This window comes from Paenibacillus sp. FSL F4-0236, assembly GCF_038000135.1.
Taxonomy (GTDB): domain Bacteria; phylum Bacillota; class Bacilli; order Paenibacillales; family Paenibacillaceae; genus Paenibacillus_AQ.
Genome location: NZ_JBBOBK010000001.1, coordinates 1,931,676 through 1,955,234, shown reverse-complemented (window position 1 = coordinate 1,955,234; position 23,559 = coordinate 1,931,676). Strand labels below are relative to the sequence as shown.

At 41.8% G+C, this 23,559-nt stretch carries 28 protein-coding genes; 10 read left to right on the top strand and 18 right to left on the bottom strand.

The features are described from left to right. The first annotated feature begins 718 nt into the window (after window positions 1-718). Window positions 719-1,792 (top strand): ribosome small subunit-dependent GTPase A, encoded by a 1,074-nt coding sequence (rsgA, locus tag NSQ29_RS08890; protein WP_341124836.1) that lies wholly within the window; start codon window positions 719-721, stop codon window positions 1,790-1,792. Further along, window positions 1,789-2,805 (top strand): aminoglycoside phosphotransferase family protein, encoded by a 1,017-nt coding sequence (locus tag NSQ29_RS08885; RefSeq protein WP_341124835.1) that lies wholly within the window; start codon window positions 1,789-1,791, stop codon window positions 2,803-2,805. Before rsgA ends, NSQ29_RS08885 begins: the two co-directional genes overlap by 4 nt. Before the next feature lie 189 nt (window positions 2,806-2,994). Here the strand turns inward: NSQ29_RS08885 and NSQ29_RS08880 are convergent, their stop codons facing one another. From NSQ29_RS08880 to NSQ29_RS08840, 9 genes are all read right to left on the bottom strand, one after another. After that, window positions 2,995-3,876 carry a nucleotidyltransferase domain-containing protein gene (locus tag NSQ29_RS08880; RefSeq protein WP_339796545.1) on the bottom strand — a complete coding sequence of 294 codons (882 nt, stop codon included), beginning with the start codon at window positions 3,874-3,876 and terminating at the stop codon, window positions 2,995-2,997. Window positions 3,877-3,892: 16 nt separating this feature from the next. Further along, complete coding sequence (locus NSQ29_RS08875; RefSeq protein ID WP_341124834.1) at window positions 3,893-4,693, bottom strand: hypothetical protein; 801 nt, start codon at window positions 4,691-4,693, stop codon at window positions 3,893-3,895. Between the two features lie 92 nt (window positions 4,694-4,785). Beyond that, window positions 4,786-5,619, bottom strand: a complete 834-nt coding sequence (locus NSQ29_RS08870) for a GNAT family N-acetyltransferase (RefSeq protein ID WP_341124833.1) — start codon at window positions 5,617-5,619, stop codon at window positions 4,786-4,788. Between the two features lie 147 nt (window positions 5,620-5,766). Beyond that, on the bottom strand, window positions 5,767-6,288 hold the full coding sequence (locus NSQ29_RS08865) for a phosphotransferase-like protein (protein WP_339265433.1): 522 nt from the start codon (window positions 6,286-6,288) through the stop codon (window positions 5,767-5,769). A 217-nt stretch (window positions 6,289-6,505) separates the two neighbouring features. Further along, on the bottom strand, window positions 6,506-6,955 hold the full coding sequence (locus NSQ29_RS08860) for a DUF1569 domain-containing protein (RefSeq protein WP_042189271.1): 450 nt from the start codon (window positions 6,953-6,955) through the stop codon (window positions 6,506-6,508). A 242-nt stretch (window positions 6,956-7,197) separates the two neighbouring features. Beyond that, window positions 7,198-7,608, bottom strand: a complete 411-nt coding sequence (locus tag NSQ29_RS08855; protein ID WP_339265437.1) for a hypothetical protein — start codon at window positions 7,606-7,608, stop codon at window positions 7,198-7,200. Window positions 7,609-7,716: 108 nt separating this feature from the next. After that, window positions 7,717-7,971, bottom strand: a complete 255-nt coding sequence (locus NSQ29_RS08850; protein ID WP_341124832.1) for a hypothetical protein — start codon at window positions 7,969-7,971, stop codon at window positions 7,717-7,719. Window positions 7,972-8,181: 210 nt separating this feature from the next. Further along, entirely contained in the window at window positions 8,182-9,663 is a 1,482-nt protein-coding gene (locus NSQ29_RS08845) for a DUF4179 domain-containing protein (RefSeq protein WP_341124831.1), read from the bottom strand. Beyond that, on the bottom strand, window positions 9,656-10,225 hold the full coding sequence (locus NSQ29_RS08840) for an RNA polymerase sigma factor (RefSeq protein WP_339265443.1): 570 nt from the start codon (window positions 10,223-10,225) through the stop codon (window positions 9,656-9,658). The genes NSQ29_RS08845 and NSQ29_RS08840 overlap by 8 nt, the downstream gene beginning before the upstream one ends. Window positions 10,226-10,591: 366 nt before the next feature. Between NSQ29_RS08840 and NSQ29_RS08835 the strand changes: the two genes are divergently transcribed. Continuing rightward, entirely contained in the window at window positions 10,592-11,344 is a 753-nt protein-coding gene (locus NSQ29_RS08835) for a YdcF family protein (RefSeq protein ID WP_341124830.1), read from the top strand. Here the strand turns inward: NSQ29_RS08835 and ybaK are convergent. From ybaK to NSQ29_RS08810, 5 genes are all read right to left on the bottom strand, one after another. After that, window positions 11,333-11,806 carry a Cys-tRNA(Pro) deacylase gene (gene ybaK, locus NSQ29_RS08830; RefSeq protein WP_341124829.1) on the bottom strand — a complete coding sequence of 158 codons (474 nt, stop codon included), beginning with the start codon at window positions 11,804-11,806 and terminating at the stop codon, window positions 11,333-11,335. The genes NSQ29_RS08835 and ybaK overlap by 12 nt on opposite strands. A gap of 96 nt (window positions 11,807-11,902) precedes the next feature. Next, window positions 11,903-12,154, bottom strand: coding sequence for a YolD-like family protein (locus tag NSQ29_RS08825; RefSeq protein ID WP_042189285.1), 252 nt, complete (start codon window positions 12,152-12,154; stop codon window positions 11,903-11,905). A gap of 86 nt (window positions 12,155-12,240) precedes the next feature. Further along, entirely contained in the window at window positions 12,241-13,059 is an 819-nt protein-coding gene (locus NSQ29_RS08820) for an SPL family radical SAM protein (protein ID WP_341124828.1), read from the bottom strand. Continuing rightward, window positions 13,056-13,589 carry a methylated-DNA--[protein]-cysteine S-methyltransferase gene (locus tag NSQ29_RS08815; protein ID WP_341124827.1) on the bottom strand — a complete coding sequence of 178 codons (534 nt, stop codon included), beginning with the start codon at window positions 13,587-13,589 and terminating at the stop codon, window positions 13,056-13,058. The genes NSQ29_RS08820 and NSQ29_RS08815 overlap by 4 nt, the downstream gene beginning before the upstream one ends. Continuing rightward, window positions 13,579-14,199 (bottom strand): bifunctional transcriptional activator/DNA repair enzyme AdaA, encoded by a 621-nt coding sequence (locus NSQ29_RS08810; protein WP_341124826.1) that lies wholly within the window; start codon window positions 14,197-14,199, stop codon window positions 13,579-13,581. Before NSQ29_RS08810 ends, NSQ29_RS08815 begins: the two co-directional genes overlap by 11 nt. Before the next feature lie 74 nt (window positions 14,200-14,273). On the opposite strand from NSQ29_RS08810, the gene NSQ29_RS08805 reads away from it, so the two are divergent. Together NSQ29_RS08805 and NSQ29_RS08800 are read left to right on the top strand one after the other, a co-directional pair. Further along, window positions 14,274-14,396, top strand: coding sequence for a hypothetical protein (locus NSQ29_RS08805; protein WP_339265453.1), 123 nt, complete (start codon window positions 14,274-14,276; stop codon window positions 14,394-14,396). A gap of 15 nt (window positions 14,397-14,411) precedes the next feature. Continuing rightward, on the top strand, window positions 14,412-14,951 hold the full coding sequence (locus NSQ29_RS08800) for a MerR family transcriptional regulator (protein ID WP_341124825.1): 540 nt from the start codon (window positions 14,412-14,414) through the stop codon (window positions 14,949-14,951). Between the two features lie 107 nt (window positions 14,952-15,058). Here NSQ29_RS08800 and aspA read toward each other — a convergent pair whose 3' ends face one another. Next, a complete protein-coding gene (gene aspA / locus NSQ29_RS08795; protein WP_042128747.1) occupies window positions 15,059-16,483 on the bottom strand; it encodes an aspartate ammonia-lyase in 1,425 nt (474 codons plus the stop codon). A gap of 297 nt (window positions 16,484-16,780) precedes the next feature. Continuing rightward, window positions 16,781-18,457: a hypothetical protein gene (locus NSQ29_RS08790; RefSeq protein WP_341124824.1), complete on the bottom strand. Its 1,677-nt coding sequence runs from the start codon at window positions 18,455-18,457 to the stop codon at window positions 16,781-16,783. A gap of 235 nt (window positions 18,458-18,692) precedes the next feature. Between NSQ29_RS08790 and kduI the strand changes: the two genes are divergently transcribed. From kduI to kduD, 3 genes are all read left to right on the top strand, one after another. Next, entirely contained in the window at window positions 18,693-19,526 is an 834-nt protein-coding gene (gene kduI / locus NSQ29_RS08785; protein WP_341124823.1) for a 5-dehydro-4-deoxy-D-glucuronate isomerase, read from the top strand. Window positions 19,527-19,658: 132 nt separating this feature from the next. After that, window positions 19,659-20,414 (top strand): DeoR/GlpR family DNA-binding transcription regulator, encoded by a 756-nt coding sequence (locus tag NSQ29_RS08780; RefSeq protein WP_339796577.1) that lies wholly within the window; start codon window positions 19,659-19,661, stop codon window positions 20,412-20,414. Window positions 20,415-20,457: 43 nt separating this feature from the next. After that, the gene (kduD, locus tag NSQ29_RS08775; protein ID WP_042189303.1) at window positions 20,458-21,216 is read left to right on the top strand and encodes a 2-dehydro-3-deoxy-D-gluconate 5-dehydrogenase KduD; all 759 of its coding nucleotides are present in this window, start codon (window positions 20,458-20,460) and stop codon (window positions 21,214-21,216) included. A 45-nt stretch (window positions 21,217-21,261) separates the two neighbouring features. Here the strand turns inward: kduD and NSQ29_RS08770 are convergent, their stop codons facing one another. Together NSQ29_RS08770 and NSQ29_RS08765 are read right to left on the bottom strand one after the other, a co-directional pair. Then, window positions 21,262-21,696 (bottom strand): DUF5301 domain-containing protein, encoded by a 435-nt coding sequence (locus NSQ29_RS08770; protein WP_076300612.1) that lies wholly within the window; start codon window positions 21,694-21,696, stop codon window positions 21,262-21,264. Between the two features lie 5 nt (window positions 21,697-21,701). Further along, window positions 21,702-22,223: a hypothetical protein gene (locus tag NSQ29_RS08765; protein WP_341124822.1), complete on the bottom strand. Its 522-nt coding sequence runs from the start codon at window positions 22,221-22,223 to the stop codon at window positions 21,702-21,704. A 142-nt stretch (window positions 22,224-22,365) separates the two neighbouring features. Here NSQ29_RS08765 and NSQ29_RS08760 point away from each other — a divergent pair, with 142 nt between their 5' ends. Together NSQ29_RS08760 and NSQ29_RS08755 are read left to right on the top strand one after the other, a co-directional pair. Beyond that, a complete protein-coding gene (locus NSQ29_RS08760) occupies window positions 22,366-23,016 on the top strand; it encodes an NUDIX hydrolase (protein ID WP_341124821.1) in 651 nt (216 codons plus the stop codon). Continuing rightward, window positions 23,013-23,558 (top strand): GNAT family N-acetyltransferase, encoded by a 546-nt coding sequence (locus tag NSQ29_RS08755; RefSeq protein ID WP_341124820.1) that lies wholly within the window; start codon window positions 23,013-23,015, stop codon window positions 23,556-23,558. Before NSQ29_RS08760 ends, NSQ29_RS08755 begins: the two co-directional genes overlap by 4 nt. Window position 23,559: the final 1 nt, after the last annotated feature.

Here is a 23,559-nt window from a genome sequence, read left to right as displayed (position 1 = left end):
TTATTGCTCTTTTAAGTTATAAAATTTAAAATATCATCGGGTTCAATCAGTGAAATATTGTTTTCCATATTATATCGGGCACGCTTCAAAAACTCCCTAGACCAACCATCGAGTGCTTCAATATTTCCGTTTCGATAGAGAGCTGAATAAAGAATAGCTTGTCTATTTGTAAATAACTCCCACTTAACCTACCGTTAGTTGAATGATGAATTATTAGTATACAATGAGTATCTTGTCGATTTCTGCAATTTCGCTGATCTTTGATATACCATCGCCGTTTCCTTCAAACAACTTGAGGAAGCGCTCACGCTGACTTTTAATGCTCGCGAGTTCTTTATCAACGGCAGACTCGATGGTGAAGGCCGACAATCTGCGCTGTCAGGCATTGATTTTTTTTCCAAAATAGGTTATTTTATAGAAAGCTTAGCGATAAGCAAGTTTCTGACACGAAGGGAGATGTGTTTTAATGGCAACTACTTATATGGTGGTTTGGTCTTAAAACTGAATAGTAGGCATACGCGAAAAAAGCGGGGAAACGCCCCTGTTATTTGGTATGCCATCCGAAGTAACCTTTCGTGAATATTGCTGTTTGCAGGATACGATGAAGGTCGTGTCTTTTTTGCGTCCTGATGCCGCGTGACAGCAGCTTCTTTAGAGGCTGCTTGTCCGTGGCATTTTTGCGTCCAAAAACAACATTAAAGGAGCTAACAAAAAAATTATGATAAATCTGAAAACCTATGGCTATACAGAAATAGAAGCAATTCCCGACGGATTATTGCCCGGTAGGGTGACAGAGCTTCGGCGCGAGCGCTTCACGGTCATGACCGAGCGCGGCGAAGTAACGGCGGTGCTCAAAGGAGCATTCTATCACAGCGTGGAAACACGCGTAGATTTTCCATGCGTCGGAGATTTCGTCTTGCTGCAATACAACGAGAGCGGAGATTCGCTCATCGTTACGGTACTGCCCCGCCGTTCCAAGTTCTCACGCGCAGATTACTCAGGGCATGCCGTAGGCTACGCCAAAACCGTGCGGGAACAGGTCGTTGCAACCAACTTTGACTATGTGTTTATTCTTTCTTCTTTGAATTGGGATTTCAACGTTACCCGCCTCATGCGGTACCTGACACAAGTCAGACAGAGCGGAAGTCAGCCAGTCGTCATTCTGACCAAGGCTGATCTCGTTGAAGATTATAGTCTCCCGCTCGCAGAAGTTACACAAAGCATCCCTGATGTGCCAGTTCATGTGGTCTGCAGTCATACTGGCCTGGGGCTGAACGAACTCGCCCCCTACTTGATGCCTGGTAAAACAGTCGTCTTTCTCGGCATGTCCGGCGTCGGTAAATCATCTCTGCTCAATGCATTGATAGAACAGGACGTAATGAGGGTTCAGGCGATCCGAGAGGTTGATAGCCGGGGGCGGCATACGACAACGCACCGTCAGCTGTTCATGCTCCCCTCCGGTACGATGGTCATCGATACGCCGGGAATGCGTGAGCTTGGGCTTTTTGATGCCGGCGAAGGCATACGTGCAAGCTTTACCGATGTGGAGGAATGGTTCCCGCAATGCCGGTTTGCAGATTGCCGCCATCAGGGCGAGCCGGGCTGTGCCGTTCTCGCCGCGCTTGCCGACGGTTCGTTGCCGCGTGAACGGTGGGAGTATTATGTTGCCCAGCAGCATGAGCACAAGTATGTCCAGGATAAAACAAGCTACCTCATCGACAAGAGGGCTCGAAATAAAACGATAGCTATGTCAAGCAAGCAAACGAAGAAAAACGGAGGATGGAAGAAATGAATATTAAATTTGAAACGCTGATCTATGCCTTAAGCCGACAGTTCAAGAAGGATATTATCTCGGCTGACTACCAAACCATGCCGTTACAGGGCGGAACTGTGGGAAATGTGCACCTGGTAAACGGGATCGCCGAAACCGCGGATGGTGAAAAAATGCCGTACCATATCGTGCTGAAAATTCAAAAGAAATGGGAACGTTACAACGATCCGGATTCCTGGCGCCGTGAATATGATCTCTATATGTCTGACTTGGGAATGACGTTCTCGGATACCTTCCGCTGGCCAACATGTTACCATGCGGAGATGAATACCGAAGAAAATGAATTCCAGCTGTGGCTGGAATATATCGATGGCGTAACCGGTTTAGACTTAACCGGTGACATGTATGAACAGGCGGCGCTGGAGTTAGGACGCTATCAAGGCAAGCTGTATGCGGAAAAGCCCGCTGTGCTGCAGAGCCTGACAAACCTGAGTCATGCGGATCTCATGAAGAATACGTATCTGCATTACCGGTCGTGGCCAGTCGTCTACGATTATATACGCTCGGAGGACTGTGAATTCCCGCAGCACATGCGGCAAATGCTCATCGACATCGATGAGCACGCAGATGAGATACTCGCCCGCATCGAGCAATTGCCCCTAGTGCTATGCCACCGGGACTTCTGGGTGACCAATCTGATCTATGCCGACGGGAAAATCGCGCTCATCGACTGGGATACATGCGGATGGGGCTACATGGGTGAGGATCTCGCAAGCTTGATTGCGGATGAAGCGGATATCGATCACATGGTCGAATACTACCAACGATGTGTCCCTGCGTATTACAACGGTTTTTCGGAGTATGCAGATGCATCCCCTATCGCCGATAATTGCGTCTTCGAATTGATCCTTCTCATATTCGGGTACAGGCTTGTAGAGTGGTATCTCCACACAGAGGGCGATGACGAGAAAACAAAGTGTCTTCATACGCTCCAAAAAATCCATGAAATGAAAACCAGCCCTGTGCAGGGTTAACTCTAAAAAAAGAACTCCGAAACCCCTTGACTATAGGTGGGTTTTCGGAGTTTCTTTCATTACTCTCATTCGGTGAATCGACAATTGAAATAAAGTCCTAGACTGTCACTACTCCACTTAACTAACGTGTTCTGTTAGCGAAAAAGTTATTATTAACAGTCTTTTTTATAGGACAAAAAAGATTCTAGTTTAATGAATTGTTGTTTCGAGAACTCTGTCCAGATCATGTGATGCTTCAATAATGGCTGGCTCCAAATTGCTCAACCATTCGGAATACTCTAAACGTGTTACCATGGATGGATCCTTCCTTAGCTCCTTGCATCTCTTCAAATTATCTTTCCATCCGCTACTTAGATGTAAATGCCCCCAATCTGCTGCTTGGCTTTTAGACAAGATGACACCTTCCTGCCACCAAGCTATAAATTTAGAAGCTAATAGGAGCCAGTCGACGGAATGTAGACTATTTCCCTTGCCAAACTTCCGCATACACTTGGCATATTCCTTAAAAAAACTAATGAACTCTTCCTTCGAATACGATGGAATATTGTCTAGATGGGACTCACCATACAACAAGATACTCTGCTCCTTGATCGTGTGCATGGTGAACAGATCTAATTGATTTTCTGTCCAGTCGGATTCGCGCTTTGTTCCCCACCATAAGCCACTGCCCTTTTCCCCACTCAGCATATTAATCGTAAGAAAGGCACCCTCAAGCATATCGATATAGAGGTTGGGGATTTGTCTATCAACGGATCTTCTAAGAAGGGATGATCTATAATTGGATCTTTGTTTATTTAGAAATTCGATTTCATTTTGGCTTAGGTCCTCTCCAATTACGACGAGAAAATCCAAATCCCCGTATCCCGGGGATAAATCATTGTGTATGGCCGAACCGTAAAGGTAAATGCTTCGCAACTTTCTATAAAGTATGGCTCTCATATCTTTCACAAATATGGACAAAGATTGCTCAAGTATTTCGTCTTCAAAGGATTGGATAAACAATTCAATCGCTCCATTTTGAATTTCTATTTTTAGTAGCGTTCCCGTAGTTATGTATCTGCGATCACTCACAATAACCCAGTAATGCTTATGGGTTGGTATCCGCTAAATTCTCGCTTTCTTTAGATTGTAATAGCATGACATGAGCCTCTGCTACGGCATTACGAAACAACTTGTCTATCAATTCGATGCGATCTACTATATCTTCTACGGTTCTTACACCATATAGCTTTTCCAAGGTTAGTACCACTTCGACAGGAAAATCCCGAGACGCATGAACCAAGAAGCTGTCAGCTTGGAATGGTGTGTAGATTATCCGAAGTACATCTACAAGTGGATTCACAACAAACTTATGATAGTAAATCAACGACTCTAAAAAAAGTCCGCGTTTTGTATATTTGACAGCTCGGTTCCTTTGACTGTAAATACCCTGAGCACGTATCAATTGTGATTGAAGTTGTGAATGGTGAGTCGTGTGATCAACGTTTTGATACTTCACGATACCAGTCTTATCTATCAATATAACGGGTACGACAGTTTTGTCTTCGTTAATGAATAAAACAGGGACACTCTCACTTTGGATCGTCACGTCAACTAAGAGACTATCTGATGACTCCTGTAGGTGGTAAACCTTGTAGCGGTTATTTGTGGGTCGACCAGTTTCTTCATAGGCAATATCTACTTTTCCTAATCGACGCATACAGGCATCCAACCGGGTAATTACAGAATCTATGCAGCCTTCTTTTGTATAGCACACCAAATCGATATCAGAATACTCGTCCAAAGTTTTAGTACCATCTGAACCCTCTAGCCAGATAGCTAAAATATAATTTTCAATTCCAAGGTCTGATACAATTGCGTTTAGAATGGTCTCGCGGTTAATCGTCATAGCTAAACCTCCCATGTATTTTCATATAATAATAGTTTTATCACCGGTTTACTCCTGTCATTTTGGAAAGTTTTCGTTTTAAACTCTCTTTTTTAATAATTGAATCTTTTCAAATAATCACTAATTATACTCTGATCCTGATGCCACCATAACATTGGAAAATCATACTTTTTTGCAAACCCTAACTTTTTCGCTAGCTGTATTGATCGTTCATTGCCAGCGTCACAATTATAATTCGGCACTAGATTATGGTTCAGACAATGTTCGATAAATGCTACACCCGTGAGTGTTGCTAGCCCTTTATTCTGGTATTCATCCACGGTTACGATATCAATAGCTGCATACCCTCCACCCACAAAATAAGAATTGCAAACACTTGCAAAATCATCATCCATCACAAGACAGTAACCAAACCCTCGATCCGAAAAGTGTTGTGCCGAACTCCATAACGAATCATAAGAAGCGTCCATTTCATTCTTGTATTTATCGAATAGCGCTTTATCCATCCGTTTCATAACAAATTGTTCTGGCAATGCGTTAGGTTTTTTTAGATGTTGGAATTTGGATAGATCGAATGTAAAAGAAGAACGGTGCAATAATACGGTCTTTCCCGCTAAACTTTCGCTAATTTGAAACAGTAGTTCGGGTGTTGAAGCATAAAGATCGTAATATTTTGAATGATTTTGATCATTTCGCAAAAATTCAACTACATCGCTCATGAAGCACTCATTGTCGCCCCTCTTAACCAAAAAATACTGTCCATATGAATTGATAATAAGACTGCAGGTAGGATTTTCGTTGTGATCAACAAACACTTTTCCAGATTGATTTCGCTCAATTATGGAATACGCAAACACAGGTTCATATGCTAGATTTTTCAACAGTGGCAGAACGTGTGCGTAGTTTTCTTTAGATAATTCTATCATTTCATCTCTCCTTCAAATTTCATCATTAGATAAGTTCCTTGTTAAATTAACCTGAACACAGATGAACAAATAAAAACGGCTGCCGAAGCAACCGCTATTACACTAACCTTCCCCGTTACCGGAATGTGTCATCTCGAGCATAGTAATTCATACTTCATCTTCAAATATACTTTTTAAAATCAAATCTGCGCATTCTTCGGAAGTGTTTAAATGTGTATTGACAGTACAATTATACTGGATATCTTTTGCCATGATTTGGTGTTGCCAATCAGATTGGTCTTCGGTTCTATTTTCTCGTGCAATATTTCTCTGACGGCAAATGTCTAAAGGGCAAAACACTTCAACAATGTATAATGGGTAACCAGAAAATATTTTGTTCACTTTTTCATAATGCGGTTTCAACTCAGGCCTTTCTACCATAATGCCATCAATAAGTACATTTTTACCATGGTCAGAAAATAATTTGGCTGTATGATACATCATGATAATTGCTTCACTTAAATACTTCCAATAATCTTCACGAAGATAACGTTCACCTATCATTTCTTCAAAAAGGTCATTGGCAACAACATAAAAAAATTCATGCGATTTTAACTGTAAAGCATCTACTATTGATGTTTTTCCAGAGCTCGTAACACCGTTCAAAAATACGATTCTACCCTTGTTCATCCTGTTAATGCCCCTTATTAATTCAATTAATCTCATTTTAATATTTAAACTGTAAGTCTGGAAATAAAAAACAACTATAATTGAACTATACTACCGTTAGTGAACAAATAAAAAACGGCTGCCGAAGCAACCGCTATTCCTCTATCGAGTCCCGTTAGCACAGCGAAATGTTGTTACTGCACTAAACTGAACAATTATTAATCATTGCGAAAAAATACTAAGCACCAAATTGTCTTAAATGATGGTCTAGATGTTTATAAATCCCTTTACCCCATTGCTCAGGAGTAAACTTGCCAAAAAAAGGATGCGGATGGGATGAACATTTCTCCGGACCGTTTCTTTGGAAAGTTAAAATCTTTTGTTTCAGTTTTTCTTTTTCTGTCATAAAGTCTCTTTCATCTACAATAAGTATGGTCGGAATTGTTGACATATTGTGTGGTACCGGCTTGTCATTATAGAAAATAGAATTCACAAACCTTCCTATTAACCTTCCTAGCCAATATCTAGGGGGAAAGGAATTTCCCAATGCGATATCTTGAAATGCTGAGCAGTGAGCCAACATTTGAGCAACATTCATTGTTCCCCATTGTGGTTTTGAATTTGGACTTAAATTCTCGATGCGGTTCAGTATTTCTGCTGTATGCAATTCATTATATATATTTTCCATTGGCACACTCCATTAAATTTATCTGAGGAAGTTCACATATGTTGTAGACCGATGCGATTTCCTGTATAATCTAGAATCTTCTGGTTTGTCTATTATATTCATAATTGCTTCAGTACAATTCGACAGCATGCTGTCATTCTAATATTTACTATTTCCCATCAATCTAACCTTTGCTCACTATCCTGCCCATTAGTTGAACAAATAAAAAACAGTTGCCTAAGCAACTTCTATTCTACTAACGTTTACCTATGTCGTCCCTCATCAACCCTATTCTTCGCCAGTACTCTTATATCTTCGTCATCATCGTTCAATAAAATAGTTAAAACTCGAAATGTCGCTTTTTTGTTATAGACAATTCGTTTTCTAATTGAGCTATCTAAATCTTTTGCCAGTTTCATTTGTAAACTTTCTGGTAGTCGATTTTTTGTAGCAACATTAAATCTAACCCTTTCATCTGCATCGTCAGCTAGAATTTCCATAATCTCAATAGGAATTGATTTATTATGTGCTACCCATTCACGCATTTCAGGGTACGTTTCAATTACTTGTAACCAAACCTCAAAAGGTGCTTCATCCCATGCAGCCTTCAGATATTCCTCCATGTTATCACTAAGCCTTAACCTTACAAATTCTTCAGCAGAATTAATCATCATTCAACCCCGATAAACAGATTTATTCACATTTTCACATAAAAATTTAGTTCAACTAACCTGCCGTTAGTTGAACAAATAAAAAACGGCTGCCGAAGCAACCGCTATCGGTTAACTATCATCTTTGAAATGATAATGTTCATGATGGATCGTATCCATTCCAACCAACTTACTACTCTTTCTATGGTAATATGCGAAGTTATTATTTAGCGGCATTCGAAATAATTGATAATTGTGATCTCTTGGCAAAGCTTCGACTTCATTAATGGCTAACTCACGTGTGGTATAAATACCGACTGGAAAGAAATTCGGAAAATCAGTTGAAGCATCAGCAACGAAAATCCCCCAAACATAATCATTTGGCATATAATTCACCCGTCTCCTTTATCGCTCAATAAGACAAAGAGCAGCTGCCGCGGCGATCTGCTCCTTGTTTTAAGTAACTATAGTTCCCCGTTAGTTGAAGAGACTCGATTAAGACATTACAAAATTCAAGATTTTGTGCAGATGTACCCGCGGCTGCTACCAGACACTGTTAAACGATTAAAAGGCCCTGATTTTCCGCTTTCGCTTTTCTTATTTATCTTCTTTTGGCATTGGCAATGGTACTTTCCAATCCAGGTCATAGCTCTTTTTTGCCAATTCTGAAGTAAGACTGAGCTTTTGAGGGAGTTCTTTCATTTCATCACTTTGCAATTTTATTCGGATATGATTTCTGCCTTGTTCATCCTTTCCCATCATTTTAAAATCTCCACCTGTTACATTGAATATTTTGCCCTTTTCATCTTCTATAGTCCAACCAAAACGATTAATAATTTTATCTGTGTCATCATCCATTAAAATCGTATCTGCTACATTAATATATGATATATCCTTTAAATAAGCCTCTAGCAAAATAGTAGCATGCTTCTCATTCTTTGGAGATGCTTCATTTAATGGTTCGTCAAAGGTTACGGACATGATCTCAATCGTTTTGCCATCCTCATCTACTCTTACAGGTTTTTCAGCAAGCTGTTTTGGCTCAAATGATACGCCTAGCGCATACGGTTCTGTTTTTTCTAAAGAATCCAATACTAGTGTATATTGATGATCAGGAGACAGTGGAGCAAATCCATACTTCCGATTGGAATGACCGTATTCTCCCACAGCCTTGCGTGGAATATCAAGCGCCCTAGTTAAATCTTTTACTTTTTCTCCTTTTTCATTTTCAACATGAAAATTCAGTTTATAATCATCATAGCGAACATAAGGATCAACTGAATCTAGTTTTCCTTTCACTTGTTTACTTTCCTCTACTAATCTTTTCTTTGCCTCTTCCGTCCATTTCGTTTCATAATCCACACGAGCAGCAGTCGGTGAATGCATAATGCTATTTAGATTGATTTGCAGTCCCTGTGGTGTAGTATACGTTTTATCGATTGATAGCACCTTGGATGCCTTAATTGCTTTTTCTAAATCAATAGGAATCTGTAAGGCCCAATTTCCTTTAACAGAGTCGATCTGATTCCCCTCAAACTGTAATAAAAGGTTTTGATCTTCTGTTTCCCCCGGTTTTTTTAGAGTGAGATATCCGTAATTTTCTTGGATTTCTACCATATACGTTTTAGTTTCTTTAATCACATTCCCTTTCAAATCTGTTACCTCTACGTTACTTATGTGAAGCTTATCCGGATGAATAAAGTTCTTTTGCTGATCCTTGATCGAATAAACAGCCACAATTCTCATCGGATCAGCCAATATCTCCTCTATTTCAAGAGTATAGCCCCGATCAGTAACAGAGGCATTTACCTTCTGTGAAAAACCTTCCTGTGCTGCATATTGCAGTTCTTTATCAGAACCATTAAATAGCGATTTAACATAGGCCGCAAAGGTAGGACTTACCGATATCGTTAGAAGCAAAGCGCAGCTGATTAAGACAGGAAGTACCAAAGTACTTAGTAAACGCGACCTTTTTCTTTTATAGGCCACCACTTGGTCAGGAATCACAAAACTAGGCTGATCCAATTCTCCAGCAACATTTTTTAGAGTTTGTGCAATTTGTTTGTCAAGATTAGTCATGCATGTTCACTCCCATCTCGGTAAATACCTGTGTTTCTTTGTTTATTTGTATTTTTTCAGCAATTAACTTTCTGGCCTTATGTAGCCTTGATTTTACCGTTCCCTCAAATACACCAAGGATTTTTGCAATTTCAGCTATACTAAACTCCTCATAATAGTAAAGGATAACTACTGAGCGATGTTTCAGCGTCATCATCTGAATCGCTCGCCAAATCTGTTGCTCTTTCTCCTTTTGAAGAATACTCTCCAATGGGTTTTGCCCAGGGTCAATAGAGTCCAAATATTCTTCCGTATTTTTCTTTCTACGCACCATATTAAGTGCACGATGTGTCACAATTTTTATAAACCAAGCTCGAAACGATGTCCCTTTTCGTTTATCATATCGATAAAGTGATTTATACGCTTCCCATAGTGCTTCTTGAACGGCATCCTGAGCTAGATGATAATCATGGACGATCAAAAAAGCGACTCGAAATGCACTAGTTAAGTGAGGTTGAACAAGTGTTTCAAAATCAACTGGACCTCCTTCCTTGGGTATTGGAAAATGATGATTTTCTTTCACTTAAAAGACCTCCTCGTTTTTCCTTTCACTTCTTATTCACCAGTTCTCGTATTTTGGTTCATAAAAAGAGGAAAAAACTTTTCCCTCACTTGGGTGAACTGCTACTTGCGAGGTTATCAATAAATTCCTCTTTCTTATCGGTGGCACTCAAATATATACTGCAGCGAAAACGATAAAGGTTGGGGAGTTTAGAAAAATTTATTCAACTATCCTTCCCTTTAGCTTAATGCCGCTCCCAATCTAGTTCTAGATTAGGCTTCTCATCAAATAAAAAAAGACCGTTTCGGTCTTTTGTGCAACTTCGAACACCCCAACTCATGTTACAATACAACCTGAACTCATACTTTACGAAGGCGGTTGATACTGTTGATTTACATCATCAAATTTGTATACAGCTTTGTGCTTCCTCCAGGACTTTTCATCCTACTTCTGCTCGGTCTTGTCATTTGGTTATGGAAAAAGAACCGTCGTCCTGCACTTGTTCTGCTTGGTATTACACTGCTTATGTACTTCTCCATGACTCCCTTAGTCAGCGATGCGTTAATCGGAGGTTTAGAACGAAAATATCCACAACCGGATACATTGCAAGGAGATGTCATCGTTGTGCTTGGTGGAGGTGCAAGCTCTGGGACACCGGATATTGATGGCGAGGGTAACTTATATGGATCAGCAGCGAATCGGCTAATTACAGCTGTACGACTACATAATGCGAGTGGTTTACCCATCCTATTCTCTGGTGGACAAGTCTTCTCCGACAGCGGAAATGAAGCGGATATCGCCAAAAGACAACTCCTTGGACTCGGTGTCCCCGAAGAGGATATCCTGACCGACAATCAATCTCTCAACACGGAGCAGAATGCTGTAAATACCACCGCAATCCTACAAGAGAAGGGACTTAAGCGTCCTGTACTAGTCACATCAGGGTTTCATATGCCCCGCTCGATGCAGCACTTCAAGAATGCAGGGCTAACAGCGCAAGCTTTTCCTACAGATTATATCGCCAGCGCTGAATTTTCGTTGCAACCCTCAAAGTTCACTCCTTCGCCAGGAGCCATCTCCACTACAGGCACAGCCTTGAAGGAGTATTTAGGTCTTCTTGTTGCTCATCTATTTAATTAGATCTGTGAATTTCGCATTTGTTACCCCTGCAAGAAGCTGCGGTGATACATCCATTTGTTGACCAATTTTTCCGGCGCTAACGGCTATCGTTTCCTGACTTTCTGCGCTGCTATCAATGAACGTTGGATATTGCTTTTTCATACCGACTGGTGAACATCCACCACGGATATAACCCGTCCACTTCTGCAAGTCCTTCACTGGCAGCATCTCAATCTTTTTCTCTCCGGCGGCCTTGGCCGCCTTTTTGAGATCCAGCTCCTCAGCAACCGGTATAACAAATACATAAAGATTTGCTCCGCTATGAGCGACCAAAGTTTTAAAAACCGTCTCTGCCGCCTTTCCAATCTTCTCCGCAACTGCCGTACCATGGATTAGTCCATCCTCGTTGTCATAAACAAACACTTCATATCCAATTTTCTTCGCATCTAGCATTCGCATCGCGTTGGTTTTGGTTACTGCCATATCTGATCTACCTCTCTTTAATCTATTCGATACTATATGGTCAAAGAGGCCCCAAAGCCAATATGGCTCACAGGACCTCTTATTGCTGCGTTCCCATTAATCTCTGGGATAATTAACTTGCATAATATCCATAAACGGAACTTTTTCGATACCTTCGTTTTTACTGATGTGTACTTTTCCTGTCCGCGAGTCCATTTCTACAATCGTTCCGCGCACCTGTTCTTCTTTTCCCCATACGGTCAATAAAATCTCAGAACCTTCTTGCTTCGCTTCAACTAGCTGATTGCCTAGCTCCTCAAGTACAAATTCATCTCTTGTGGGCCGCTTGGCCACTTTTGCTTTTGCCACTCTACTCCTCCAATAAGCGATTACAGGTATTAAGTATTTTAAAATACTAAGTATGAATGCTCTCGTTTATTATATCATGTTTCAGTTTAAGGCTCGAACCCCTTCTGGCTCAAGAAAAGCTCATCTTCATTAAAAACACTCCGGAGTCCATCGTACACCCTGCGATAAGCCGCCGGATCGTACCATTCTTCCAATTGCAGCTCTTCATAAAGGGAATAAATACCTAATCTCCGTGTCCGTTTGCCCCCACTGCCATCTCCCATAAAATAATCGTCGATACAGACCCTATCCACCAACCCCCTTAGGATCACTGGAAAAGAAGTGCTGCTTGGCAATACCGGAGCGATGGTTGCTTGAACAGGAATGCCCGCTTCACGCAGTAATTTCAGTGTCTTTAATCTTGCAGAAATAGGCGGAGCACTTGGTGTGAATTTTTTGCGAATATCTTCACGATCCGTCTCTACAGTCATACTCACGCGAACCTTGTCTTCTAAGCGTAATAATAAATCTATATCTCTGCATACGAGCGGACTGCGCGTCTGCACGAACAGAAAATCGGGCGGGGTCTCCACCATAACCTCCAGCAAAGCCCTGGTTACCTGCTCCTTGTGCTCTATCGGTTGGTATGGATCTGTACTAGAGGACATAAAGATGGAGACCGGTCCTTTGGACTTTGCTTTCAGGAGTTCTTTGCGTAAGATAGCTGCAGCTTCTTGTTTGACATCTACCCACGTTCCCCATTCCTCTTGGCGAAATAGTGAAACAGGCATTTGACGCACATAACAATAAGAACAGCCATAAGTACAGCCGGTATATGGGTTTAAAGAATGACTATATCCGTTCAGATAACCCGTCCCTTTATTTAGTAAGGTCTTTGGGGTTTTGTACTGGATCTCAATATTCATAAGTCTAGAGCACTCTTTCCACTTTCCAAATTAAGCAGCCTAGTCTTCATCTCTAATCCCCCGCGGTAGCCAGTTAATGTTCCATTCTTGCCAATGACTCGGTGGCAGGGCACCGTAATTAGTATCGGATTTGCACCTATGGCCGTCCCTACCGCGCGTACTGCAGCAGGCTTTTGAATATGTGTGGCGATGTCCGAATAAGACCACGTTTGTCCATATGGGATTTCACATAACGCTTTCCACACCGCGAGTTGAAATGGAGTCCCACGATAGTCAAAAGGAATGCTGAATGCCTGCCGTACCCCTTGCAAATATTCGATCAGTTCCTGTACAAATGGAACCATTTTCTCATCGTCCTGCACCAGTTTACTTTCAGGAAATCTACGGCTGATCCAGTCACTCATTTCTTCGAATGGCTTCTGCTGCGACCCCACATAACTTAATCCTTTCTCCGACGCTGCGATATAGAAACTCCATTCCTTATAAGCTAGCAATGTCCAGTATATGATTGCACTTGGTCTACTCTCCATTTTTCTGTACCTCCAAGAATAATTCAGAATGATTCGTTAATTCTAATTTGTTAAGCTGTCGATACTTCGTTGGGGTAAGCCCCGTCTTTTTCTTAAATAAGGTAATAAAATACGACGTATTTGGCAGACCCACATGTAATCCAATATCAGCTACATCCCGATCCGTGGTAACCAAATATTCAGATGCCTGATCGATTCTCTTTTGCTGTATATAATCCACTGGAGTGATTCCCGTTACTTTCTTGAAGGTTCGATGCAGATGATAAGGGCTTCCATGACAGACTTCTGCCAGCGTTTCAAGAGTAAGAGGTTCATGATAATGTTTGTCGATATATTCAGTCATTACAGCCACCCATTCCTTATCCGGCAGCCGCTCACCCGTCGGTTTGCATCTTTTACAGGGACGAAATCCAGATTCTAATGCTTGTTCTGCATTTTGAAAGATACGTGTATTCTCTCGATTAGGTGCTTTGGACTTGCAGGAAGGTCGGCAAAAGATTCCCGTAGTCTTCACTGCATAAAAGAATTTTTCGTTATAAGCTGCATCATTTTGCAAAATAGCCTGCCATTGCTCCTCAGTCATCTTCTCCACTTCTCCACTCTTATCCATACGATTCACCTCTAAACCAAGTATACCCCGCTTCAGGGTCATCTGTACTCATTCTAGAATGTAAAAGCAAGATAGTGAAATACAAGAATGGTGAGATTGCTCGTAATTACACTTTGTTTATCGAATCCGCACTTCCTTTGTCAACCTTGCAGGGAGCAGCAATTGAACAACGAATTACTCATAACATGACTACCTGAACTGGAGGAATCAAAATGGAAATTCTGAAAACAAAAGATGCCGCAGAGCTGCTGTCCGTTAGCCAGACTACGATCAAACGTTGGGCTGCTATGTTCCCTGATTTTTTTCCAAAAGACCGGATTGGCCACTATACATTCTCAGAGCAGCAAATCAGCTTGCTTAGTCATATTAAAGACCGCATTAATCACGGAGAACCACTAGAGAGTATTCAATTAACTGACTCGAATGAAAAGCAGATGTCCACGTCACTGCAAGATCCACTTCATCCCACAGACGCTGAGCCTATGCAAGATATATTATCCCGGATTCATTATATTGAACGTACACTCGATCAAAAAGCTGACGAAGTAGTCATGATACAGTTGCTTCAGCAGCGTGAGGAGCTTGAGGATCTGCGGATAATGATCAAACAATTAGCGGCAACCCTAGAACCCATGCAAGTTTCAAAAGGCAACGCCTTCACATCTAATGAAGCTTCCCATCCCGTTACTACTGCAAGGTTGCCCTCTCCACCAAGAAAACGTGGTCTATTACGCTCATTCTTTTTCCTGTAAGCCTGAAACACAAAAAGAACCTACTTCTAACTAACGTTGAAGTAGGTTCTTTTTAAATATCGTTAGACATGGATGACAAAGTCAGCGATTAACGGTTAGGTAATCCCCTATTGCTTCTGCAATAAAGCTGAGCCTGCGATTCCTGGATGCGTCATTTCGTATGGGTCCAGAATCAGATTGAGCTCTTCCTCGGATAACACATTATACTTAAGGCACAATTCACGAACAGATTCTCCTGTCAAAATCGCCTCACGAGCAATACGTGAAACCACTTCGTAGCCCAAATGCGGGTTAACCGCAGTAATGATTCCGACACTCCGCTCCACATCCCGCTCTAGCTTCTCTTTATTGGCTTCAATACCAGCCAGACAGAAATCTGTGAAGACTTGGAAGGAGTTGTTCATGATGCTGATGGACTGAATGAGATTAAACACTAGAACTGGCTCCATAACATTCAGTTCCAGTTGACCCGCTTGGGAAGCCAGACAGATTGTATGGTCATTTCCTATCACTTGAAAAGCTACCTGATTGATGACCTCTGCCATAACCGGATTAACTTTACCTGGCATAATGGAGGAACCAGGCTGGCGAGCAGGTAGTGAAATTTCATTAAACCCTGTCCGCGGGCCGGAGGCCATGAGTCGAAGATCATTAGCAATCTTGGACATGTTCATCATGCAGACTTTTAAGGCAGCAGATACTTCTGTGTATGCATCTGTATTTTGCGTAGCATCCACAAGATGATCTGCTGTAACTAGCGGCAATCCACTTATTTCAGCCAAATGCTCTACAACCACTTCGATATATCGAGGGTCAGCATTTAATCCAGTTCCTACAGCCGTTGCCCCCATATTCACTTCATACAAATGATGACGTGTATGTTCAATACGTTTGATATCTCTCTCAAGTACTCTGCGATAAGCCTCGAACTCTTGGCCCAGACGAATTGGTACTGCATCTTGTAGATGCGTGCGTCCCATTTTTATAACCGGATCGAATTCCTTGGCTTTGTCTGCAAACACCTCATGCATTCTGCGCATTGTAACAAGCAATTGTTCCAGAAGAGAAAGCGTCGCAATATGAATAGCCGTCGGGAATGCATCATTTGTAGACTGCGCCATATTCACATGAGAGTTGGGACTTAAATGACGATAGTCTCCTTTTTCATGACCAAGCAGCTCTAATGCTCGGTTAGCAATGACTTCATTGGCATTCATATTTAACGAGGTACCTGCACCACCCTGTATAGGGTCTACAATAAATTGTTCGTGCCATTGACCTTCGATGATCTCATCTGCTGCTTTCACAACAACTTCTCCAAGCCCACGATAGAGCCTGCCGATTTCCATATTTGCAAGCGCAGCGGCTTTCTTTACGATCCCCATCGCTTTGATTAATTCATTGTGCACTCTATAACCCGTAATTGGAAAATTCTCTACTGCGCGTAATGTCTGAATCCCATAGTATGCGTTCTTATCTACTTGTTTGCTGCCTAGAAAATCATTTTCTACACGAAATTCAGTTCCTGTCACAGTAAATCCCTCGCATTCTTTGAGTTAGGTTTGAACGGATTTAAGAAAGCGCATTCATTCATATGTCTCACTTAAATATTAACCTTTATTGTGATAAATGTCTCTCATAAAATTAGAGATTAATGTAATTAATTTCAAATAAGATTACGAAAGCCTTGCCCTTAAAGGAAAGCTGGTTTTTATTAGGAGTAAATTTCCAATTGAAGCTATAGCATAGTATGCGCATTTATAATATAAAAAAGCCGACCTTAAGGTCGACTCCATCCAAACTTAACTCACAACTATGTTGAGTTCTTATTAAACCGTATAGTTCTCCAAAGAGATCTTCACACCATTCAGCAAAGCTCGCGGTTGCTCTGACTCACTCACCATACTCAAATGCAATCTTTCGCCATTACTGGTCGTATAATGAGCCGCCAAGCCGCCTTCCATCTCAAATTGGGGTTCATTATGGGCCATAGCTATTACGAATGCATCCAGTCCGATGATGCCACGCTCTGCAGACTCCTTAACGCCGATCGCCTCAACGATCACCCCACCCGGCATCCCTTGAACGGTTACCTCAATGTATCCCGGACGTTCCTGTAGTTGGTACGATTGAGATAAATAAATTGCGAAATAGACATCCCCAACCTGACCGAATAAGGCGTTCGGGTCTTGCATCCACTCCCCATGAGGAAGAACACCGATAATCGTATTCTTTTCCCCCTGAGGAATGGGAAATAAAGAAATAACTACATTCTTGTGATAGAGGACCTCCATATAACGGCTCTGATGGCGAGGATCTCCCTCATTGTAGCCTTGACCTGGATGGAAGAAAAATAGCTGGTTGGACCCTCCTTCTCCATTCACAGGCAGAGAGAAAGTCCAACGGAGCTGTTCATTATCAAATTCCTCTACTCGTTCCCACATCCCGCCTGCTGCAAAATCCTCTGTAATATAGGCATAGGAATGAAGCAACGGTTGAGCGTTCGGATCTGCTGGGACTACTTTCTGTGTAATCTTGGTGGTTTCCACTGGCGTCCGCCGATTCATTGCAGCTGTTAAAGCTTCATCTGGTGCTTTATAGAATAGGAGTCCAGCGTATTCCGTGCGTGGCATTGCCTCTGAAAGCTTGAAGTCCCCGAACTGAACATAGTCATGAAGCACATTAGCATCCCCTGGTACATCATGTGGCCAACCTCTAGAATGTGCACCCACCCAAGCACCATGTAAATAAAACTCTGCTCTTACCTTCCAAAGATGATCAAGCATGTCTTTAAGAGTAGTTATTAAATCCGTATCCTCTGTTGGGACAAGCTCCAAAGCGCAGGTAAACGCTTGTATCCAATGCCAGAACCACGGGAGACTGCCGTATTCTGGCATACCCTTAGAGCGGATGTATGTCAATGTGTCCTTCAAACTTTGCCGACCTTCCTCAACGAGCACATCATCTGCAAACATAGTACCAAAAATCAGCTTTGCTGCTGTATATTTCGCTTCATGATGTCCAAAAGTGATTACCGGCTTACGGTAGAAATCACTCCGATAAATGTGTCCAAATGCTGTATTCAGGACAATGCGAAGCTGAGCGTTTAGTGCTCCACCATATCTTTTGCAAAAGTAGGCCATCAGACTGCCCATAATTTCCACAGGCAATTCATGCGGCGAAGCCTCACGTGGAACCGGATTCAATCCAAGCGGCCAGTGCCCGTATAGCTCCGTGCCAGGTTGACGATTCTGTAGCATTAATGTCTCTAGTAATACATCCTGTGCCTTCTGTTTCGCTTCTTCCCGGTCAAAAGGCAACGACAAAGAATCATCTACTGCAGCTGCAAAAAGATATGAGGCATAATAAAAGTTATTTCGCACATCATCGTGGAACCAGAGTCCACTCTCAAGCAGAGGCTGTCTCTGCGCTTCCAGCGCTATACTTATAATGATTTCTTGTTGACGGTCCTGATAAGTACTCTGAATACCATTCGACTCCAGCATTCAAGTTCAACCTCCCACATCTCAATTTTCAATAGTATGATAACAATCCTATAAATGAGAACTAAGCATTTTAGATCTATTGTGCACACTTTTCGTTCATTTTGCAATTATTAAAACTTAAAAATAAACTAAAATGAACCAACATATAAAAACAAACACTTGTAATATGAACATAAATGGAGTAAATTGTACTTATACGAACGAAAATATGCTTGTGAAGGAGATTGAATATTCCATGGAAAGACGTTTTGCATCCCACCCTAATGAAGTTAAGCAGTTTGACACTGATCGCCTCCGTAAGGAATTCCACATTCCTGTCATTTTTGCACCAGATGAACTGAAACTTGTACTTACCCATGAGGATCGCATGATCGTTGGCGGTGCTAATCCTGTTAAGGAAGAAGTTGCACTTACAACTGACCTTAAAGAACTTGGAGTTACTTACTTCTTGGAACGCCGTGAGCTGGGGATCATCAATGTTGGCGGTAAAGGTTCGGTTATTGTCGATGGTACAGAATATGATGTAGATTTCAAAGAATGTCTGTATGTCGGTCAAGGTTCTAAAGATGTTATCTTCAAAAGTGCAGACGCTTCCAAGCCCGCTAAATTCTATTTGAATTCTGCGCCTGCTCACCAGTCCTATCCAACTACCAAAACCACTCTGGCTGAATCCGAATCTGGTGCGATGGGCGGTTTGGAGAACTCCAACGAGCGTACCATTCACCGGTTTATTCATACAAATGGCGTGCAAAGTGCTCAGCTAGTTATGGGTATGACTCAACTGAAGCCAGGTAGCATGTGGAATACGATGCCAGCACATACACATCCACGCCGGATGGAAGCTTATTTCTATTTCGATCTACCGGACGATTCCGTTGTGTTCCACTTGATGGGAGAGCCTAATGAAACTCGCCATATCGTAATGCAAAACGAACAAGCGGTTATTTCTCCAAGCTGGTCCATACACAGTGGTGTTGGTACTCATAACTATACTTTTATCTGGAGTATGGCTGGCGATAATAAAAGATATGATGATATGGACCCCGTATCCATGAAAGAACTACAATAGAGACAAGCTAAAACGCCTTCGGCGTCCTTTTAAGGACGATAAGCGTTTGTGCGAGAATTATAAGGAAGAGTCTAGCGTGAAACTTAAACTTTCTTATAATTTTAATCAATTACGGAAAGCTGAGGCAAGCGGATGAACCCGATACGACGACATGAGATGATTATGGAAGTTATGCTGAACCAAAAAGATGTAACGGTGAATGAACTGAGCGATAAGCTACAAGTTACGGGAAAAACAATTCGTGAGGATTTAAGCAAGCTGGAGGAGCAAGGACTGATCGTACGTGTACACGGCGGAGCTGTGCTGGCACAAAGCGACCAGTTTGGTATTTTGCCCTCTAAGGATCCATTGGATAAGTATTCCGACGAAAAAACAGAGATCGCCTTGCGCGCGCTTGCTCATATTGATCAGGACGATATTATAGCTCTTGACGGCGGGAGCACAACGCTTGAAATTGCCCGACGCCTGGACAATATGCCTCTAACGGTAGTCACCAATGATGTATACATCATCAGCGAACTGGTTCCCAAAGATCATATTCGTCTCGTCGTTCCCGGGGGTTACCGTGTCCGCAATATGTTGGCCGGCCCTGAAGCCGTCTCCTATGTGCAACAACTTAATATTCAAAAAGCATTTCTGTCCTCGACAGCTGTTCATATCGAACATGGACTTTCTATTTATACAGGAGATTTAATTGAGTTTAAGCAAGCCCTTGTGTCTACTGCCCGTAAAGTGTTCGCGGTTGTGGATCATCATAAATTCGGCCAAACTGCGCTGCGTACATTCGCTTCTCTGCAGGAAGTTGACGTTATCTTGACAGATAAAGGACTCTCTCCCGAAACGGCAGAACAGTTCCGCAGCGCAGGCATTGCCATTGAATGTGAGTAATAACGGAATCAAATTCATTTAAATCAAAGGGGCGTAATTTATAATGTCATCATCATTATTCAGCTTGGCAGGTAAAACAGCACTCGTAACCGGTGCTGCTCAAGGTCTTGGACAAGGCATTGCCCTTGCCTTCGCAGAAGCAGGTGCGGATATTGCATCCGTATCGCTTAATACAAGTCAAGAAACCGTAAACGCTGCAAAAGCTTTTGGTGTAAAAGCAGTTAGCATCGAATCTGACTTAAGTGATCATAGCAACCTGCAAAACACATTTGACCAAGCACTTGAACTGACTGGTCATGTTGACATTCTCGTGAACTGTGCAGGAATGATCCGCCGTACTCCTGCAAAAGACCATAGTGAAAAAGACTGGTTCGATGTTATTAACCTGAACTTGAACACAGTGTTCCTTCTGTCTCAGATCGCTGGCCGCCACTTCCTGGAAAGAGGATCCGGCAAAATCATTAACATCGCCTCTATGCTCTCCTATCAAGGCGGAATCAATGTCCCTGGCTACACCGCGAGTAAGCACGGGGTTGCAGGTCTTACTAAAGCTTTTGCCAATGAATGGGCAGGCTCCGGTCTGAACATCAATGCGATTGCACCAGGCTACATGGCGACTGAAAATACAGCTCCGATCCGTGCTGACCAAAGCCGCTCGGATGCTATCTTAGATCGTATTCCAGCAGCTCGTTGGGGAACACCTGATGATCTTAAAGGTCCTGCTGTATTCTTAGCTTCCGCAGCTTCCGACTATTTGAATGGTCATATTCTTAATGTTGACGGCGGATGGATGGCTAGATAAATAACCTGAAATATTTAACCCGCTGCCTGTGGCAGCGGGTTATTTTTACTTAAACAAGCTTGTAATGGATTCCCCATCAAATTTACTAGTAATCTTAAAATTTCCAGAGTGATACTTACTATTACTAGATCGATCGCTGAAATACAAGTAATCTGTGCCATAGAGTGTCATTCCAAAGCGCTGATCTTTATTTACATATATTCTTATCCAATAGGTCTCCGCAGGTCGTTCTGATGCATCACTTCTTTTTAATTTCACGTCAGAAAACTCATGTATGATCTTTTCAATTTCTTTCGGGTCATCCACTTTAATTTCTTGTTCATTAGAACTCTTAAGAACTCTAATGGAGGTGATTTGAGTAGCATCGATTCGATCCAGTACAAGATTTTGAAATGAATTATAACTGTGATATAAGGGAACTCCATAAAGAAGCAGATTTATTACTATAAGAAACAATAAAAATAATTTACTTTTTTTCATAATTATTAGCCTTCTATCTCCACAAATTCTCCCGGATGTGCCCGAATATACTCGCCAATCAACCTTTGGCTATCTTCGGCTATGTTCTTAAATCGTTCAAATAAACCACTCATCTCATTCAACAACTCAGGATCTCGATCGAGATCCGTGATGGTAGCATCAACCCACTGTATTCCTAATCGATTGTTTCTTTCTTCGAGAAATGCCTTTGTTTCCTGAAGCAAAAGAATCATCGGATCATCGCCAAAAAATCGTATGCCTCCCATCACCCCTGTCCAATACCCCGGCAGGTCTTGCATGTAAGAAATCCAAGCATAATACTCCCCTTCGGAATTACGGCTGTGATCATGCATTACTCTGAACATACAAAGTGCTTTCTGTCCATCTGTGAGCTTTGAGATCACTTCGGATTTGATCGATGGTGATTTTGCGCGAATCTGCTGAAAGGTAGGCTCCATACAGGCCCATCCTAATCTTTCATCACTAAAAGTGTCCAAATCCTTCTGCTTCATGGTTACTAAATTCATTTAACTCCTCCTTTGATTAACATCCAAAAATATACATTTCATTCTAGCTGTTGTCAATAAGAACCTCCCTAACATTTAGGGTAATTCGAACGTTTTTATGATAGGCTTTAGAAAGAAAAAATCATCACAAAGGAGCTTTTCTATGCATAATGAGATACTTACCATTTTTGATGAAGTAGGCAACCGAACAGGTACGGCTCCACGTGAAGAGGTACATCGGTTAGGACATTGGCATGAGACTTTCCACTGCTGGTTTATAAGCAAAGATCAGGAAATACCCTATATCTATTTACAACTTCGGAGTGAACAGAAACAAGATTATGCGGGACTACTGGACATCACGGCCGCCGGACATTTGCTGGCAAACGAAACTGTAGAAGATGGAACACGCGAGGTTCATGAAGAGCTGGGACTGGATTTATCCTTAAAAGACCTGATCCCGCTAGGGACAATTCCTTATAGTATGAAAAAAGAAAAACTTATCGATAATGAACGAGCGCATGTCTTTGTTTATAACAATTCCTATCGTCTAGAAGATTTTCAGCTACAAAAAGAAGAGGTCGCCGGCATTGTCAAAGCTAAGTTCTCTGATTTCCGCAGATTTTGGCAGGGAGAAATACATAGTCTACAAGTCAACGGTTTTCAAATCGATCCGCATGGACATAGAATTACCATTGAGCAGGATGTAGACATGACCCATTTTGTACCCCATGAAGTGGGTTATTATACTCGTATTATCGAGGGTATCGAAGCTATATTTCTAAAATCACCAGTAGTAACGGAGGACAAATGATTATTGATCAACGAACATTTACCGTGAAAGGAACCCAATACACTATTAGATCTGCAATCACTACGGATGCTATGACATTGTCCAAATTAAGAGTACAAATTGATGGTGAGACCGAGAATTTAGACAGAGAACCAGGGGAGGCTTTTATAGACGAAATAGGGTTTCAGCAGCTTATTCTATCTGATTCAGAGAAACTAAGAAACTTATTTCTAATCGCGGTAGTTAATAATCAAATCGTTGGGTTCTCTAGATGCGAAGGCCATTCATTAGCAAGATTCGCTCATAAAGTCGAGTTCGGAGTATGTGTGCTGCAGAATTATTGGGGTTATGGAATTGGAAAGAATCTTTTAGCAGAATCTATTGCTTGGGCCGACGCTAACGGTATCCAAAAAATCACTTTAAATGTCCTCGAAACGAACGACAAAGCTATCACCCTTTATCAGAAGCTTGGCTTTGAGATCGAGGGAATATTAATAAATGATAAGATTCTTGCTGACGGAAAATTCTATAACACGATTATGATGGGACGATTTATGGATTGAT

Bases quoted from the DNA above. Each gene is read 5' to 3' on its own strand.
- rsgA (WP_341124836.1), top strand. From the start codon at position 719: ATGATAAATCTGAAAACCTATGGCTATACAGAAATAGAAGCAATTCCC.
- NSQ29_RS08885 (WP_341124835.1), top strand. From the start codon at position 1,789: ATGAATATTAAATTTGAAACGCTGATCTATGCCTTAAGCCGACAGTTC.
- NSQ29_RS08875 (WP_341124834.1), bottom strand. From the start codon at position 4,693: ATGACGATTAACCGCGAGACCATTCTAAACGCAATTGTATCAGACCTT.
- NSQ29_RS08870 (WP_341124833.1), bottom strand. From the start codon at position 5,619: ATGATAGAATTATCTAAAGAAAACTACGCACACGTTCTGCCACTGTTG.
- NSQ29_RS08865 (WP_339265433.1), bottom strand. From the start codon at position 6,288: ATGAACAAGGGTAGAATCGTATTTTTGAACGGTGTTACGAGCTCTGGA.
- NSQ29_RS08860 (WP_042189271.1), bottom strand. From the start codon at position 6,955: ATGGAAAATATATATAATGAATTGCATACAGCAGAAATACTGAACCGC.
- NSQ29_RS08855 (WP_339265437.1), bottom strand. From the start codon at position 7,608: ATGATGATTAATTCTGCTGAAGAATTTGTAAGGTTAAGGCTTAGTGAT.
- NSQ29_RS08850 (WP_341124832.1), bottom strand. From the start codon at position 7,971: ATGCCAAATGATTATGTTTGGGGGATTTTCGTTGCTGATGCTTCAACT.
- NSQ29_RS08845 (WP_341124831.1), bottom strand. From the start codon at position 9,663: ATGACTAATCTTGACAAACAAATTGCACAAACTCTAAAAAATGTTGCT.
- ybaK (WP_341124829.1), bottom strand. From the start codon at position 11,806: ATGGCAGTAACCAAAACCAACGCGATGCGAATGCTAGATGCGAAGAAA.
- NSQ29_RS08820 (WP_341124828.1), bottom strand. From the start codon at position 13,059: ATGAATATTGAGATCCAGTACAAAACCCCAAAGACCTTACTAAATAAA.
- NSQ29_RS08815 (WP_341124827.1), bottom strand. From the start codon at position 13,589: ATGGAGAGTAGACCAAGTGCAATCATATACTGGACATTGCTAGCTTAT.
- NSQ29_RS08810 (WP_341124826.1), bottom strand. From the start codon at position 14,199: ATGGATAAGAGTGGAGAAGTGGAGAAGATGACTGAGGAGCAATGGCAG.
- NSQ29_RS08800 (WP_341124825.1), top strand. From the start codon at position 14,412: ATGGAAATTCTGAAAACAAAAGATGCCGCAGAGCTGCTGTCCGTTAGC.
- NSQ29_RS08790 (WP_341124824.1), bottom strand. From the start codon at position 18,457: ATGCTGGAGTCGAATGGTATTCAGAGTACTTATCAGGACCGTCAACAA.
- kduI (WP_341124823.1), top strand. From the start codon at position 18,693: ATGGAAAGACGTTTTGCATCCCACCCTAATGAAGTTAAGCAGTTTGAC.
- NSQ29_RS08780 (WP_339796577.1), top strand. From the start codon at position 19,659: ATGAACCCGATACGACGACATGAGATGATTATGGAAGTTATGCTGAAC.
- kduD (WP_042189303.1), top strand. From the start codon at position 20,458: ATGTCATCATCATTATTCAGCTTGGCAGGTAAAACAGCACTCGTAACC.
- NSQ29_RS08770 (WP_076300612.1), bottom strand. From the start codon at position 21,696: ATGAAAAAAAGTAAATTATTTTTATTGTTTCTTATAGTAATAAATCTG.
- NSQ29_RS08765 (WP_341124822.1), bottom strand. From the start codon at position 22,223: ATGAATTTAGTAACCATGAAGCAGAAGGATTTGGACACTTTTAGTGAT.
- NSQ29_RS08760 (WP_341124821.1), top strand. From the start codon at position 22,366: ATGCATAATGAGATACTTACCATTTTTGATGAAGTAGGCAACCGAACA.
- NSQ29_RS08755 (WP_341124820.1), top strand. From the start codon at position 23,013: ATGATTATTGATCAACGAACATTTACCGTGAAAGGAACCCAATACACT.